The following is a 14,959-nucleotide window of genomic DNA, read 5'->3' on the forward strand; positions in this document are numbered from 1 at the left end:
GAGGCCCGGAACTCTCTACGGTGCCCTGGACCGCCTTGCTGATGCCGGACTGGCACTCGCGGCGGTCCAGGTGGAAACCTTTCATATCTGTTTCACGCGGCGTGCCGGTACCGGTTCGCCGAGCAAGTGAAAGCAGCGTGAAAGCTCCCTATGCTCTGATCGTAGAAATACGATCCAATCATGACCTTGATTGCCTTCGAGGGGACTTGGCGAGGTTTATGCTGGTTACTTGAAGCATCTGCTCGATGGGAGTATGCGGCCCTCGGCAATTCGTTGGGTCGCAATTAAGCACACCAGATTCCCCGAGGTCGCCTGGGTCGACGACCTGCTTGCGAGCGACCCGACGATCAGTTCCCATTGTCGGTATCTATCAAACAGACGCGCGAATGGAGATCTAAATGTCAAGGAGACGCCGACTAATCAATGCCGCGATAGTGTCGTTGATGACCGCTGCCTCGGCCTTAGTTTTTGCCGCTCCAGCTGCGGCCTCTACCGCCGCGCCCGTCGGCACTGCGGGCTCTATCGAAGTGGACTGGTGTCGAGGTCCAGGAGATTGGGCAGGAATCCCAGGTGGCAGGCAGCAGGCCAAGGCCCGCAGCGACGGAAAATGCACCGTAATATACATTCAAGGCTCCGCCACAAACCCCGCACAGGCAGCTCAACTCGCACGCGCCTATGTGCATGAGTCTTGTGGTGACGCCATTTGCACAATCCAAAGTATTCAGCGCAACTACTGGGTCTTCAAGTTCTATCAGTGTGACGTCTTCGACCTGAGCGGCTTTGCGGGACTGTTCGACACACACAACCACGGCAGTATGGGCGTGTGGTTCTATGGCAAGGACCTAGGCGGCTCGGTTGGGCAACCCGTCATCACTTGGTATTGGGCCGGTCGGCAAGATCCTGTGCGTTGGGATCCGGTGTACTCATTGAAGACCTGCGCCTTCTGAATGCACGCGGAGGGCGAAAGGTGCGTCAACCCTACAGGCGAACGCTTCGTCAGATCACCCCATGGCAACCCGCTAGCTTGATCAACGGCGTCATCTCGGGGACCTCGCTTGATCTCGCGGATGCGCATAGCTAAATCGTGATGGGATGTCGTGTCGCCGGCGCGACTCAGGGTAACCCACCTCCGCACGGTGGCGGGCCCAACCTGGCCCGCCACCGCTCGCTCTATTCGGGTTACTCGTGTCTTCCATTCTGCAACGCTCGGCGCTGGCGCCCGGCGGGATCCCCGACCGTCAGCGGGAACCGGGTGGTCTACGGTTAGGGCCGTTCGATCGCGCGTTGGGGCGCTCACATGGTGGCTTACACTAATTCATCTCGCTAGTGAGCAGGGCCAGAAGCTGTTGCCGATCCTGGGTGACCGGGAGCCAGCGTGGTGATAGCCCGCAGTTCGCGGCGGTATTGGAGGGCGTTCGTGTGCCGCGGGGTCAACCGCCGGTACCTACGCCGACGGGGGTCAAGGCCACACCCCATCGAAGGCTGATCAGGACGCCCACCGTCAGGCGAAGGAATCCCGCGGCAGCCGACAACCGGCCTTCGCCCGAAATCTACAAGAACCGCCGCGCGGTCGAGTGCGGATCAACCGGCTAAGCGGCGGGGGCTTCTGGGCGCAAGCCACGCCGAGGTGTAGTAGCGCACGCCCCTGGAACCGGCTCCGCAATAGGCGATCGGCACACGCGACGCCCGTCAGCCGAACAGTGGCCGATGCTGTGGCTTTCGCGGAAGTGGCGCACGTGGTGTCGCGGCCGCAAACCGCGTCGGCGGCGCACCGGGGCACCGCGATGCCGGCCGCCAGAGCGTCGGCTAATAGGTGGCGACCCAGCTGCGGTGGGGGCGAAGGCTAGATCAACGGCTGCACGCATCCGCACGCGGGTGTCCTGGTCTGCCACCTGCTCGGCCGGGATGTAGGTACGAGGCGATCAAGGCATGCCCGTCAAGATGCGGTCGGCCGTACCGACGCTGGTTCATCGCCGAGGGGCAACGGCCGATCACGCTGGGCGCCAACACGACGCCGTCGGGCCCCCGCCTGGAAGTTCCTGCCGGGTTGGGCCGTCATCGGCACCGAGGACCGGGTCATCCCGCCCGACACCCAGCGCCGGATGGGGGAACGCGCCGGCGCGACCGTCTCCGAGGTGGCCGGTTCTCACGTGTTCATCATTTCCCGTCCGGAAGCGGCGTTCGAGGCCGTACTGGCGGCGGCTGCGACGATCGACCACAAGGGAGCCTGAGATGCCAGCGCGCGTGAACCGGCAGGATCAGCCAGTCGGTCGCGGGCAATCCCGACGGGTTGCTGCTGCACGAGCCCGTGTACTACTCGATCTTCCCGATGAACATGGGGATGCGGCAGTACTGGCGTGACCTGCCGTCGCTGCTCGCGTTCGCGCGTTCGGAGCCACACCGGCAGTGGTGGCTGGGCTTCCTGCAGGACTCGGGCGGCGCGGGCTTCTGGCACGAGACGTACGCGCTGCGTCGGGCCGAGCTGCAAGCGGGAGAGCAGGAGGTCCAGGAGCAGGCAGGTCGCCCACGAGATGAGCAGCGTCGGCAGCCCAGCCGAGCCGGCGTTACAGTCAGGCGAAGATCAGCGCGAACCAGGCCAGCGGCGCCAGGCCCAGCAGGGCGGCGGTGGCGGCGGGTGCGCCGATCCGCGCGCCCTGCTCCGGGCAGGTGATGAACAGGATCGGCCAGGCCACGATGGGTAAGGCCACCAACGTGCCCGACACCTGCTGACCCCTCTGACGCCCGGCCAACGACGGCATCACCCTGCTGGCCGGCCGTCGGCTCGACCCGGCGTCTCCGTTCGCCGCGACGCTCGTGGCGGGGAGACGGGGCAGATCCGCGCCCTGCGCACCCGGTTGAGCCGGTGGTTCGACGAGCGCGGCGTCGGGTCCGTCCAAAGGGGCAACGCGGTCCGGCAAACGCTGGTGGAGCTGGCGACCAGCAGCCTGGAGCACGCGTACGCGGACCGCCCAGGCCCGACCCGATCTGTGAGGTGACCGGCGCCCTACTCCGCCACGGGCGCGTGCTGGCCGAGGTACGCGACCACGGCCGCTGGCGAGAGCCGCGGTCAACACCGGTCGTGGCCCGGGCTGCGCCTGACCGGCGCGACGGTGGAGCAGGTCCGCGTCGAGCGACGCGCACGGCACGGTGGCGACCGTCGTGCCACCGTGACCCAGCCGGCCTGGTTCCTCATCGGCGACCAACCGCGGTGCACACGACCAACCGGACCGACCTGCGGTTGTACGCCCCGCCGGGCAGGCCCCGCGGATACGGTCCTGACGCTGGTCGGCCTCGCCCACGCCACCACCGATCCGCACCTTGCGCCCGAGGCGTGATTCCCCGGTCGGGTCGTCAACCGCTCTGGCCCGGATGTAGGACGACCCTGGTCCACCCCTTGTCGCGCTTGTCGGGTCGTACGCCTGCACCGCCTGATCGAGGGACAGTTCGTGGGACACGACCTTCGAGGGTGCGGCCTTCGCCGCGAATGATCAGGTCGGCGAACTCCCTGTTGTAGGCCCTGATTGGGCACTGGCCCGTGCCGATCCGCAAACCCTTGGCTCAAGCCGCGCCGAAGTCGAACACGATCCGGCTCTCCTTTGCCGGCTCGGTGGCTGCATCGAGGGAGACGCCAACCACGCCGACGCCGCCCGTCGCGCGGACCACGGTGACGAGCTGGTCGAGCGCCAGCTCCGGTTGCTCCTCGCCCGCCTGATCGTGCGCCTGCTAGCCGACCGCCTCGACTCCACAGTCGACACCGCAGCTGTTCACATCGTCCATGATGGACTGGGCCCGGGTCAACGTCCGCGATGTCGACCGGAGTGGCGCCGAAGTGTGCGGCCGGCGCCGGCCGGTCCGGTTTCCTTGTCGACGCCGAAGAACTGGGACGCCCCGAGCAGCGTCGCACTGTGCGCGACGAGCAGTCCGACGGGACCCCGCGCCGAAGATCGCCAGCGGCGGGACCCGGTCACCGGCCGACGCCTTCGAACCGGGTCCCTGAACGAGATTTACCTCAGCGCCAACTGCCGCTGATCGGGACGTCGCCAGGGCTGCCATAGCCGACAGCTATGTCGGCTTCCCCGTCGTTGTTGTTGGAGTTCTTCAGATAGAAGACTCCGTTGGAGGGTCGGTAGACCCCGATTGTGTCGTACACGTCACCGTTCCAGTCCCCGACGATGGGCTTGTCGCCCGGATTGCCGTAGACGAACCTTCCCTGCGAGGCGCCACTGGAGTTCACGTTCCGCAGGTAGAAGGCCCGTTCACTCGGCCGGTACACACCGATGGTGTCGGTGCCGTTCCCGTCCCAGTCGCCCGCGACCGGGATGTCGCCGTCTGTACCGAATACTGCGGTGATCTCGGCAACCCCGGTGTTGTCGAACTGGTTCTTGAGATAGAAGGTGCCGTTCGAGGGCCGGAAGACACCGAAGCCGGTCGTTCCGTCCCCGTTCCAGTCACCAGCCACCGGGATGTCGGTGGCGTTTCCGAAGCCGTAGACGCCGTCCGCATTGCCACTCGTGTTCGAGTTCTTGAGGTAGAAGGTTCGGTTGTCCGGTCGGAACACGCCCGGCGTGTCCAGCCCATCGCCGTTCCAGTCGCCCATCAACGGCCGGAAGTTTGGGTTGCCGAAGTGTACGGCCGGCCCGCCCTTGAGGTAGAACGTCGCCTCCGCGGGTCGGTAAACCCCGATGTCATCGAACCCGCCGCCGCCGCAGTTGCCACTCCGGTGCAGTGCGGGTGTGGAGTTGTACCGCAGAGCCACACCGTCGATCACGATCGGCTGGTTGTTGCCGATGTTGTCGGCTTCCTGCTCGTAGTGCAGGTGTGGGCCGGACGAGTTGCCGGTGTTGCCGACTTTGCCCAGCTCATGCCCGGTCTGGACGGCCTGCCCGACGGAGACGCTGATCGAGTCGAGGTGTGCCACCAAGCTGAACCAGCCGTTGGCATGGCTCAACCGCACATAATTGCCGTACCCAGGATGGTTTCGGACTGCCTCGATAACGGTTCCCGATGCCGAGGCAAGCGCCGGAGTGCCAAGATCTCCATTGCCGGCGATGTTGAAATCGATGGCGTTGTTCACCTCGGTGGCGTGGTGGTAGTACTCGCGTTGTTGACCGCACGGCCACGGTGCGCGGAAGTTCGGTCGCGGGCCGGCCGCTCCCGCCGCAGACGCATCAAGGACGGAGATGGCGATGGCGGCGAGCGCCGCCATCGCCATCGACGCTGCGATTCTCTTTCGCATGATCACCTTTTCTCTGATGTGGAGGGGTTGCTTCACGGAGCGTCAATTCAATCGATCGCAGACGATAGGACATGGGTGCATTCGGATCTGCTTCACCGAGGCCCCCGGGCGTCAAGCCGACGGTCATCGGCCAACGACGGGAACAGACGGCGGCTTCAAGTACTGACCCCGCCCATGCACAATCACCCGGGGGACATCGAGGTTGGCCGGCCGCTCGCATAGCCAGAGTTAACGCGCCGCCAGCCAGACGGACGTGATCCTCTGGTTCGGCCCAGGGCGCGGGCTGCGAAGGTCGCCCTTTCGCCCTGCGGGTACCTCCGCGATGCCGGCGGAGCGCCTGCGTCCTCGTGCAGACCGAGGCACCGGACGCTCATGGCGGTCTCGCATATCCCGGCGCAGGCGACGTTCCCCCTCGCCCACCAGCAGCCGCTCGGCTGGCTCGCGGGGACGCGAATGGAGAAACGCTTGCGCGGCGGTACGTGCTCCTCGAATAACTGACTCCCCGCTGCAACGTTTCGACGGCTACTCGGGTCGTGTAGGTAGCGACAACCCAGAGGAGCAATGCGGTGGCGGATGACGATGGCGGGTTCCGGGAGTTTGTAGACCTGCGCCACGGGGACCTGTTGCGGGTCGCGTACCTGCTCACCGGCTCGGCGCACGACGCTGAGGATCTCTCTGCGCTGCGCGGTCTGCCGCCGCGTACCCGGGTGGTGGTTGTCCGGCGGTACCTCGATGACATGCCTGAGACGGAGGTCGCGACCTTACTGGGCTGGCCTGTTGGCGCGGTGAAGAGCCACGCGTCACGTGGCTTGGCGCGCCTGCGGGCCGCTCTCGGCAACCAAGAACTGACAAAGGAGAACCGGTGATGAGGATGGATGAGCGGATCCGGGAGGCGCTCGTGGAGATCGCTGAGGAGGTTCGGCCAGCGCCGGATCCATTCGGTCGACTGCGGCTCCGTCGTCGGCGGGTCCGTCGGCGGCGCGTGGCTGTTGCCGGCGTGGGACTCGCGCTGGCCGCCGCCGTCGGGGTCACCGTGCCACTGCTGCCTGACCGTGCCGACCGATCGGTAAGCGATAGTCAGTTGCCAGGCGATATCCACCAGTGGGCCGAACGGCTGCGAAAGAGCCCGATCCGCGGCAAGGTAGGCGCATCTGATCCGGCCTTCGTGGCGGAGTTCGCCCGCTTGGTCGCCGACCGGCAGCGGGCCGGTAAGTTCCGAGTGACTGCCTCGGTCACAGAGGTCAACGTGCTCTTCCTCGACGATATCGGAAGCGCCCGGGTGGCTCTCGTGGCGTTCCACCTCGCTATGCCAGACCATTCGGGATGGGAGAACGCAAGCGCTTGGTTCGCGGCCCGCCCAGGCGCCTCCGCAGCGGAACTCGCCAGCCCAAGGGCCACGGCCGGCATCGGCGACGGGTTGGATCCGTTCTCGGTCGAATCCGGCCTCTCCGCTGCCAACGGGGCGGCCAATGCTGCCGTTGGGCTGGTGCCAGCGGGGTGCGTTGTGGAAACCGCACCTCTGCCCGCCCTCGATCAATGGACACCAGAGCCGACCGGCTCGTACGTGATTCGGACCCGGGCCACCGAGCGCGCGGAATGGTGGCGGGCGGTCTGTGACGGCGTTGTCAAAGAAATGCGGCCAGCCGATGCGTTCCCGCCGCGAAGCGCGGTTGTCACCGATGCTCAGCTCGACGAGGCACTGATGCGCGCCCGCGGCCAAGTCAACCGCGACAAAGCGCGTGATGCGGTCAGCGACCCGCTGTCTCAACCGAACCTTATGGCAGGCCCCGCCCGCGTCCTCTGGGGTGGTCAGGTAGCCGACACGAAGCCTGACGCCAGCGGTCCCTACAACGGCGAAGCAGTCCTCACCGCCTGGCCTCAGGCACACAGCGGCTGGACTTTACAGATCTCGATCTGGCCCAACCCGACCGCGCCTGGCGGCGCCATCTCCACCGGAGCCATGCATTGGATGCCCAACGATCCGACAGAGCCGAACATCGCACTGCCGATCCGGCTCGGTGAGAGTGTCTCCGTCCTCGTCATCGTGCCCGACGGCGCGACGACCGTACGAGCCGCCCGAGACGGCGCGCTCGTCGACGCCGCCGACGTCAAAGGGCTGTCGGCTGTGGTCAACGCACCCGACGGCCCAACCCTCGTCTTCGAAGCCCTCGACCGCGACGGGAGGATCGTTGCAACGGCAAAGCTGCCAACGAATCCGCCGAGCGACCCCGACGTCATTCCATGGTGACGGCGCCCGACCGTCGGAGCAACCGAGAGGCGCATGCGTCCGTACCGTAAACATCCTGAGCCAGGCACCCGCCGCTGGACGCGGGCATCAACCTGCGGCAAGAAGGGCGTTGACGGTCCTGGTCTGGTTCCGCAAGAACGAAGACGTCACCCTGCTCGCGGCTGGGTTCGGCGGCTCCGGAGCCACCGGCTACCGGTACATCGCGGAAGGGGTACTCGCCGCCCAGTCACCCGACCTGCATCAGGCTCAGGCCCTGAGGCGGGCAGCCGAGGCCGGCTTGGCGTAGGTCGTACTTGACGGCTCATCGATCGAGTCCGACCGATGAGCACAGACCACCACCAGCGTCAAAGGTGATGCTATCGACGCCTGGTATTCCGGGAAACACCGCCGGCGGGCGAGATGTGCAGGCGTTCATCCGTCCTGACGGTGTGTCGCTCTGGATATCCGACGTCATGCCCGGCTACGAAGGCGCAGGAATGGGCATCTACACCCCATACAAGCAGCCAGCCGATGGCCGGCAACTCGCGATCGACAACCGAACCTACAACGCTCTGCACCGCGCAAAACCGCGCCAGGCGAACGCGGACTCGCCCTGATCCAAAGCCGCTGGAAACCCGCGACACGTCACCGCTACCCCCACTGCTATCAGCGACATCGCACGAGGCGCACTTGTGCTGACCACATTCCTACGCTTCTCGGTTGCCGAGGCAGGACTTCGTGGATGACGTGGCCGCCTGTATGGAGAGTCAGGCGCGTCGGTGCCGGTCTCGACTACGAGCAGGCCATTGCAACGCGCACGATTACACGCCGGCCGGCGCAACCCGCCGTCGGATTCTCCAGGAGGAACCCTTCGCTGGAGCGCAACGGCGACACCCCGTTCATTTGTCCTTCCGTGTGACCGTGGAGCCAAGCTGATGGGGCGACTACGAGGAAGCGGTACGCCAGGCCTACCTGGCGTCCTTCCGCCGGCTGGTCGGCCAGTTGTACGGAGTGACCGGTGACCTAGCTGAGGCGGAGGACGTTGTGCAAGAGGCGTTCGTCCGAGCGGTCGCCCGACCGCGGCGGTTCTTTGAGGTGGCCGACCACGAGGCATGGCTGCGCACGGTCGCGCTCAATCTGGCGCGCAACCGATTCCGGCGGCGGCGTGTCTTCGACCACCTCTTCCGGGCCGGTCGGCTTGCGCCGACGCCGGACATCGTGCCGGAAATGACGCTCGAGCGCCTCGATCTGGTGGCAGCGCTGCGTGGGTTGCCATACCAGGTCGAGCGGCACTCGTCCTTTACCACCTGGTCGACCTGTCCATCGACGAGGTAGCCACGGCCCTCGATGCGCGATCGAACACGGTGAAATCCTGGCTCGCGCGCGGGCGGGCCGCATTGGCGAAGGACCTACGTGACTCGGAGGCGATACCGCAGTTCAGTATCCGGCCCTCAGACATCCCTGAGGGCCGGATACTGGTCGTAACGCCCAGCGAACAATTTCGCGCGCCGAGTGACACAAGTCACCGGCTCCGTCGTGCGCCGCCCCCTAGTACTCCTACTCCAATCGAGTTTCGTCGCGGGGTGTGAGCCATTCGTGTCCACTGTGGCTCCATCAGGCCGGTGGTAGGACAGCCAACCTGGCAGAGCGCTTGAGTTGATGGCGAGCCGTCGTCTGTCCGTTCCGCCGCTTGAGTAGCCATCGGGCGAAGTGGGCACCATCACCGAGTGCGGTTCTCCAGCGTACGTCGAGTTGGTAGGTGCCCGGACGCACGGGAATGCGGAGACCGGCCGGGGGTAGCGGGGAGCCGGCGTGAAGCGGCTGGGGGTCGGCAGGTAGTCGGCGTGGCACAGCGTGGTGAAGGCCTGTGTGAGTGTCCTCTGCGCCGTCCAGGGCAGAATCCCATAGCACCAGCTCATCGCCACCGATCTCGATAAAGGCGTCATCGGCCTGCGTGGTACTGGAATAGGACAACGCCCGAACCATTACGTCGCGATACGGCGAACCGAGGCCCTGGACGATGGCGACATGGTCCGTCCCGCGTTGGAAGACTTCTAGCCACCCTTCGTCGTTGATGCTGGCGTCGACTGCAACGATCCCGGCAATACCGTCACCGACGGGCAGCGTCGTAACGCAAGAGCCAAGCTCAACGAGTTCATCGATCTGTTCCTCGGTAGCACGCCAGGCGGCGAGCACACCGATGTCGAGTACGAGGAACTGCTGGCCATTGGTGTACACCCGACCGACATGACGCCACGGTTCGACGGCCTCGCTCACACCGCCATCCTGCCAGTTACAGCTGCTCGCGTCTGCAGCGCGATCTGGACGGGAGGCGGAGTCGGATTACCCATGGTGACCTTGGGGCCGTGCGGTTCTCGGCGATGGCCGCTCACCGTCGTGGTTTGACGAGTTCGGCGCCGGCCCGCCCAACATCCTGCTCGTCGTCACGGCGGCGGTGGTGACGTCGACGTCCCGGACGCGGCGGCCGCCGGCCCGGCCCTCTTTACCGAACTCGAGACCGTCGAGGGTGTCGACGAGGTGACGTCCTACTGGATGGTCGGCTCACCGCCGGCCTTGCGCGCTCCCACGACGCGCGTCGTCGCCGATTCTCCTCCGCGCCGGCGGCGACGAAGCGGCCGCGGAGGCGACAATTCAACGGCTCACGGAAACGCTCAAGGGAAGGTGACGGCAGCCGTCGTCCCGTTCGATCAAGCGGCGGCGGGGTCGCCGTTCCGTGCGGTTTGCGGAGGTGCGATCGGCGACCCTAAGGAGAACCCGCAGGTGCGTGCGAACAAGGTAGTCCGCTCGGCGGTGACCGTCGCCCTGGCGGCCACTGCCACCGTGGTCGCGAGCCAGGCCCCCGCACAGGCGGCACCGGTGATCGTGAAAACCACGCCGCTTATCAACCTGAACACCTTACGAGTTGGGCAAGACCAAGGTGATGGCGGTCCTGAACGCCGCGACCGGGAACACCGCGCCGATGATTCAGGCGCCCTGGACCGCAGCGGCGCCGGACAACGACTGGATCGTGGTGGAGAAGGAGTCCACCGCCAACGTCTACCGGCTCAAGCCGCTGCACACGTATTCGCCTGACGGCAACGTGCACAACGACAAGTGCCTCGCGGTGAAGAACGCCGACGCCGGGAACAACATCCCGATCGTCAACGCGACCTGCTCGTACGACGACAGCGGCGCGAGCGTGTCCGGGTGCTGGCCCGTGCCGGTGAGCTCGAGTGCCACGTTCTCCGGCTCGAGGCCGAAGCTGAGCCCGTTGGGCCGGACCCGTGCCTCCTGTCCGAAGGGCAGGTGCGGCACAGGCCGGAAATGGACGGCGATCTCCTTGAGGTCGCGGCCCAGCGCTTTGCCCGTGCGCAGCCGGAAGTTCGTGCCGGTTCAGCGCCAGTTGTTGACCTCGAGCCGCAGTTCGGCGCACGTTTTCCTGCGGTGCGCGGGGTCGACGCCTTCTTCGTGGGCTTAGGCGGGCACGGCCCGGTCACCGATCCGGCCGCCGGTGTAGCGGGCGCCGGGTGCGGTTGACCGCCTGTTCGAGGGTCAGGGGCCGGATGGAGCGCAGCACGTCGACCTTGCGATCGCGCAGGTCGCGGTCGCCGACGCTGCTCCGTGGTTCGATCACCGTCAGGCACAGCAGCTGCATCAGGAAACGAGACTCTTTCCGACCTGCGACACCTGGCCATTACGATGTCCAGGACGCGTCCGGCCAGCGTCACCCATATTAGTCTTCTGCGCTATCTTGGAGCGTAGAGGACTGGTGGGTGTGCGACGCCCCCCGCGCATCCCCGCGCACCGCCTCTCACCCATTCACTGCCCGATTGTCACCGGTGCCTTTCGCGTACCAGAAGGGGTACCGGCCGCACGATCCGTTATGGCAGGCGACGTTGCCCCGGTCGTAACAGGGCACGCTTGCGGCCTTCGTGGAGTAATCCTGCTTTCGGCTCCACCGTGTCGTGGACCGAGGGCGTGAAGCCCCGCTTGGCTTGAAGTCAGCGACGTGGTCAATCAGTAGCCTGAATCGGTCGCCGCCGACACGTCAACAATCCTGCCGTCATCTACCTAAATCGAAAGCTTGGAAGTTGCGTTCTGGCCCGACTCGGCCGCAGCGCTGTGACGACGGTGTCCATCCGCCTGAGTAGAGGTCTGCATGATGGCGATCGAGCGTGAAGCGAAGATGAAGGTACCCGGCCTTATCGTGGGGCATCGTGCTAACAAGGAGGAACAGGGCGCCGAGGTCACGTACCAGACGGATCAGGAACCTCGCGTCGCTATCGTTGGCGGTGGTCTTGACACTTGCGATGGGGTCCGCGGCCCACTCCGCGCCGCCGTCCGCCGATGAGATGCGCGCTGCTCCAGCGTCGAAGTCGATCAATCCGACTGGTTTGTCGGGTGAGGATTTGATCGACTCGGTGGACGAGCCAATAATGTGGGGAGGTGAAGAGATCGGTTTCATACAGATCAACGTCTTCACCAACCATTACAAGGTCCTCAAAATCTGCGATTGGATCGGCGACCTTTTAGAGCCGGGCCTACAGGTGGACCCCACCCTCGACGAACCGATCCTGTACCAGGACCCCAACGGTTCACACGCCGGCTGCCTGGAGCACACCATCTCCTATCCGGTCCGCAAGTTCCGTTACGCGGTCCACGAGGCAAACAGTTCCCGTGCGTTGCGATGGGATCCTTGGTTCAATAAGCCGCCTCTGCCCTTCGCCGACTACTGAACTGTTGATTACCTCGTCGCGATTACAGAAGGACAGGTCACCAACGACCTGCGGAGCCGCGGCGAGGCGGTCACGGCGGAAGCGTTCCGCGGTGTCGCCTCCCGCGCACCGCCGGTGAAGCCATCGAGGCCGACGACCCGCAGATGGTCTCCACTGTGGAGGCAATCGAGAACGGCCTGATGCGCGGCGGTCTCGTTTCCGGTACGACACCGAGCACGGCCACGACGGGTTGCCGGGCGCCGAGAGCCCGTTCCTCGCTTGCAGCTTCTGGCTCGCCGACGTCTACGCGCTGCAGGGCCGCCGGGCTGAGGCGGAGGTGTTGTTCGAACCCTTGCTTAGGCCGCGTAATGGCCTGGGCCTGCTGGCGGAGGAGTACGACCCGTTCACTCGGCGGCACATCGGCACCTTCCCGCAGGGTTTCTCCCACCTGGCGCTGATCCAGACCGCGGACCTGCTGGACCGCGGCACGGCGGAGCGCAGCCGGGCCTGGCATCCGGCCGTGCTCGTCCCCGACGCCGGGAGGGCGCGATTACACTGTGGCTCGCGATCGACCGTTGCGCTGCCGCGAGTGGTGGGACAACCCAGGCCAACGCCGACATGACCGCGCTGCACCTCGAGCGGGACCTCAACTTCGGCCTGACCCGCACCGAGCTAGCTTCCCATCCAACCGCTGCAAGAGACGGCAAGCGGCCCACCGCCGCGCTCGACCCGGAACCTGGCGTACCTCGGCCTGGTCGAGGTTCTCTAGGTCTTCGGCCCGCTGGGCTACGGCGCGATCGCCCGGCTGATCGCCACGCGCGCTCAGTCGTTCGGGGGTCCATGTGCGGTCGCACGAACCGTTCCCGGATCCGGAGGCGATGCGCGCCGACGACGTGCGGCCGGTCGGCCTGGACGAGCTGATCGGCGGGTCCGACTACCTGACGATCCAGGCGCCGCTGACGCCGGACACCCGGTACCTGTTCGCAGCCGATGAGGCGGCACGCGTCCTCACCGGGCAGATTTCCTTGCGAGGGCAGGCCTTCTCCCTACTCAGATCATCGGTATAGTGGCGGCGTGCCGATGCAAGAGCCCACGTTCCTGGTCCTGACCGTGCTCGCCGGGCCCGCGCTGCACGGTTACGGGATCATGCGAGCAATTGACGAAGTCACCCAAGTGGCCGGCACCGTTCGTCCTGGCACGCTGTACGCCGCGCTCGACCGATTGACCCAGGAAGGGCTCGTCGAGGTGGACCGCGAAGACGAATGGGCCGGTGGGCGCGTGCGCCGCTACTACTGCCTCACCCCGCACGGGGCAGACACTCTGCGGGGCGAGGCCCAACGCCGACGAGACCTAGCGGCTGCTGCGATGCGGCGACTGGCAACGCTTACCGATCAGCCGAAAACCGTCCCCACCCCACTGCCTGCCTGAGCCAGAGGAGCACGTCACCGTGGTCGACGAGGACTCGGAACAGCCTCCGCTGCTGCGACGTTACCGCTGGCTGCTGTTGGCTTACCCGCGCTGGCATCGCAAACTGCACGGTAGCGACATGCTCACGGCGCTGCTCGACTCCGCAGCCGATAACCATCGCGCCGGGTCAGCGCGCGAGGCAGTCACCGTTACGCTCGACGGCCTGCGATGCCGGCTTCGGATACGTGGGGCGGGCACCCGGGCCTTCGTAGTGATGCTCGCGATCGTCGGCGCCGGGACGTTCGGCGCGGCGGCAAGCTGGATCGGCTGGCAGTCATCGGCCGCGCCGTGGCCGACGATCGAACACGCCACCGTCGTGGGAGCGTCGTTGCTGCCGAACGGGGAGCCTCACACTGTCACGCGCCGCGACGATCCGATCGGGCCGTGGGGATCCGACGCTGACTCCGCGCTGCTGACCGTGGTCGGCAGTCCAGAGCTTCGACCTGGCGGTGTCCACCTCGACTACGCGCAAACACCGGTGGTCGATCGCAAGGCCGTCTACACCCAGGCGGCCAACCGCCTGGCAGCCTCTGGATGGCGGGTCACCATGAACGAAGGGCGCCTGGTTGCCGAACGAGACGGATTGCGCACCACCCTGTGGTACGTGAACCGTGATGCCAGCTTCGACGACGCAGTCGTCGAGGTGTACCCAACACCGCCTCGGCTCGCGTACGGACTCGGCGGACTCGGCGCAGTGATGGGTGTCCTTTTCGCCTGGCTCGTAACCGCCGCCGCCAGCGCACGCAGCCGCCGCCAATCGGTTGTGAAACGCTTCGCCCTCAATGCGATGGCGGTCGTCGGCGCCGTCGTCTCCGTACCCGCCTGCCTGTTGAATCTCATCGCGCTCGTCGTCGCCGACGCCAACGCACGGGCTGCGCCACCCTGGGGCGGCTACCAGTTCGCGCTCGCACGCCCCGCCGCTGCCATCGGTGTAATCCTTCTCGCCGGCGCCTTCGCGCTGTCAACAACCGGCAAGGCCACCAGGGCTCCGGCGAAGTCGTCAGATGATGCTGATGGCAAAGCTTTGAAGGCTATTGCGGTGGCGACAGAATGGTCCGAAGGCGCAGTTTCGTAGGCACGAGCCCAGCGAGCGGAGCAACCGGCGAACCTCGGCGGCGCCGTGGCTCGCAACTGGCCGACACGGTTATCGAGCACCGGCGCCCAAACACTCCACTGAGTCATACCCGCACGCTATTGCAAACGGAAGTGCACGGTCGCTCACGGCTGTCCGCCTTCGGGCCCGGCAGCTACAGTCGTCAGATGCGGCCGGCCGAGGACGAGTCGATTATCGACGTACGCGATCTGCGGATGCGT

Annotated in this window: 16 protein-coding genes and 2 pseudogenes; 14 read left to right on the plus strand and 4 right to left on the minus strand. The window is 66.1% G+C overall.

The annotated features are described in order from the left end of the window. The first annotated feature begins 443 nt into the window (after positions 1 to 443). The 3 genes and pseudogenes from Asi02nite_RS39050 to Asi02nite_RS42520 form a co-directional block, all read left to right on the plus strand. A complete protein-coding gene (locus tag Asi02nite_RS39050) occupies positions 444 to 947 on the plus strand; it encodes a hypothetical protein (RefSeq protein WP_203719094.1) in 504 nt (167 codons plus the stop codon). 1,092 nt (positions 948 to 2,039) lie between these two features. Next, a complete protein-coding gene (locus Asi02nite_RS42515; protein ID WP_373312426.1) occupies positions 2,040 to 2,231 on the plus strand; it encodes an alpha/beta fold hydrolase family protein in 192 nt (63 codons plus the stop codon). A 26-nt stretch (positions 2,232 to 2,257) separates the two neighbouring features. Beyond that, positions 2,258 to 2,470 (plus strand): annotated as a pseudogene (locus tag Asi02nite_RS42520) (monooxygenase family protein); the annotation flags it as partial. 100 nt (positions 2,471 to 2,570) lie between these two features. Here the strand turns inward: Asi02nite_RS42520 and Asi02nite_RS42125 are convergent. Continuing rightward, a complete protein-coding gene (locus Asi02nite_RS42125; RefSeq protein ID WP_239127643.1) occupies positions 2,571 to 2,723 on the minus strand; it encodes a hypothetical protein in 153 nt (50 codons plus the stop codon). A gap of 1,286 nt (positions 2,724 to 4,009) precedes the next feature. After that, on the minus strand, positions 4,010 to 5,236 hold the full coding sequence (locus Asi02nite_RS39060; protein ID WP_203719095.1) for a M23 family metallopeptidase: 1,227 nt from the start codon (positions 5,234 to 5,236) through the stop codon (positions 4,010 to 4,012). Positions 5,237 to 5,802: 566 nt separating this feature from the next. Here Asi02nite_RS39060 and Asi02nite_RS39065 point away from each other — a divergent pair. The 6 genes from Asi02nite_RS39065 (at position 5,803) to Asi02nite_RS42925 (ending at position 9,052) form a co-directional block, all read left to right on the plus strand. After that, complete coding sequence (locus Asi02nite_RS39065; protein WP_203719096.1) at positions 5,803 to 6,102, plus strand: sigma factor-like helix-turn-helix DNA-binding protein; 300 nt, start codon at positions 5,803 to 5,805, stop codon at positions 6,100 to 6,102. Further along, entirely contained in the window at positions 6,102 to 7,484 is a 1,383-nt protein-coding gene (locus tag Asi02nite_RS39070) for a hypothetical protein (protein WP_203719097.1), read from the plus strand. Before Asi02nite_RS39065 ends, Asi02nite_RS39070 begins: the two co-directional genes overlap by 1 nt. Positions 7,485 to 7,593: 109 nt before the next feature. After that, entirely contained in the window at positions 7,594 to 7,770 is a 177-nt protein-coding gene (locus tag Asi02nite_RS39075) for a hypothetical protein (protein WP_203719098.1), read from the plus strand. 67 nt (positions 7,771 to 7,837) lie between these two features. Continuing rightward, positions 7,838 to 8,080 (plus strand): hypothetical protein, encoded by a 243-nt coding sequence (locus Asi02nite_RS39080; RefSeq protein WP_203719099.1) that lies wholly within the window; start codon positions 7,838 to 7,840, stop codon positions 8,078 to 8,080. 427 nt (positions 8,081 to 8,507) lie between these two features. Further along, positions 8,508 to 8,798: a SigE family RNA polymerase sigma factor gene (locus tag Asi02nite_RS42920; RefSeq protein ID WP_373312425.1), complete on the plus strand. Its 291-nt coding sequence runs from the start codon at positions 8,508 to 8,510 to the stop codon at positions 8,796 to 8,798. After that, the gene (locus Asi02nite_RS42925) at positions 8,786 to 9,052 is read left to right on the plus strand and encodes a hypothetical protein (RefSeq protein WP_373312427.1); all 267 of its coding nucleotides are present in this window, start codon (positions 8,786 to 8,788) and stop codon (positions 9,050 to 9,052) included. Before Asi02nite_RS42920 ends, Asi02nite_RS42925 begins: the two co-directional genes overlap by 13 nt. Before the next feature lie 25 nt (positions 9,053 to 9,077). Here Asi02nite_RS42925 and Asi02nite_RS39090 read toward each other — a convergent pair whose 3' ends face one another. Next, complete coding sequence (locus Asi02nite_RS39090) at positions 9,078 to 9,740, minus strand: hypothetical protein (protein WP_203719101.1); 663 nt, start codon at positions 9,738 to 9,740, stop codon at positions 9,078 to 9,080. Positions 9,741 to 10,386: 646 nt separating this feature from the next. Here Asi02nite_RS39090 and Asi02nite_RS43035 point away from each other — a divergent pair. Next, a complete protein-coding gene (locus tag Asi02nite_RS43035; RefSeq protein WP_275410445.1) occupies positions 10,387 to 10,941 on the plus strand; it encodes an RICIN domain-containing protein in 555 nt (184 codons plus the stop codon). A 15-nt stretch (positions 10,942 to 10,956) separates the two neighbouring features. On the opposite strand, the gene Asi02nite_RS42530 is transcribed toward Asi02nite_RS43035, so the two are convergent. After that, complete coding sequence (locus tag Asi02nite_RS42530) at positions 10,957 to 11,118, minus strand: hypothetical protein (RefSeq protein WP_203719102.1); 162 nt, start codon at positions 11,116 to 11,118, stop codon at positions 10,957 to 10,959. Between the two features lie 637 nt (positions 11,119 to 11,755). Here Asi02nite_RS42530 and Asi02nite_RS39105 point away from each other — a divergent pair. The 4 genes and pseudogenes from Asi02nite_RS39105 to Asi02nite_RS39120 all read left to right on the plus strand — a co-directional run bounded on the left by Asi02nite_RS39105 (position 11,756) and on the right by Asi02nite_RS39120 (position 14,720). Next, entirely contained in the window at positions 11,756 to 12,199 is a 444-nt protein-coding gene (locus Asi02nite_RS39105) for a hypothetical protein (protein WP_203719103.1), read from the plus strand. 812 nt (positions 12,200 to 13,011) lie between these two features. Then, positions 13,012 to 13,245, plus strand: a pseudogene (locus Asi02nite_RS39110) (NAD(P)-dependent oxidoreductase); the annotation flags it as partial. Positions 13,246 to 13,258: 13 nt separating this feature from the next. Then, complete coding sequence (locus Asi02nite_RS39115; RefSeq protein WP_203719108.1) at positions 13,259 to 13,606, plus strand: PadR family transcriptional regulator; 348 nt, start codon at positions 13,259 to 13,261, stop codon at positions 13,604 to 13,606. Positions 13,607 to 13,625: 19 nt separating this feature from the next. After that, positions 13,626 to 14,720 (plus strand): hypothetical protein, encoded by a 1,095-nt coding sequence (locus Asi02nite_RS39120; protein WP_203719105.1) that lies wholly within the window; start codon positions 13,626 to 13,628, stop codon positions 14,718 to 14,720. The last annotated feature ends 239 nt before the right edge of the window (positions 14,721 to 14,959 follow it).

The sequence above is a fragment of the Asanoa siamensis genome, from assembly GCF_016862555.1.
Classification (GTDB): Bacteria; Actinomycetota; Actinomycetes; order Mycobacteriales; family Micromonosporaceae; genus Asanoa; species Asanoa siamensis.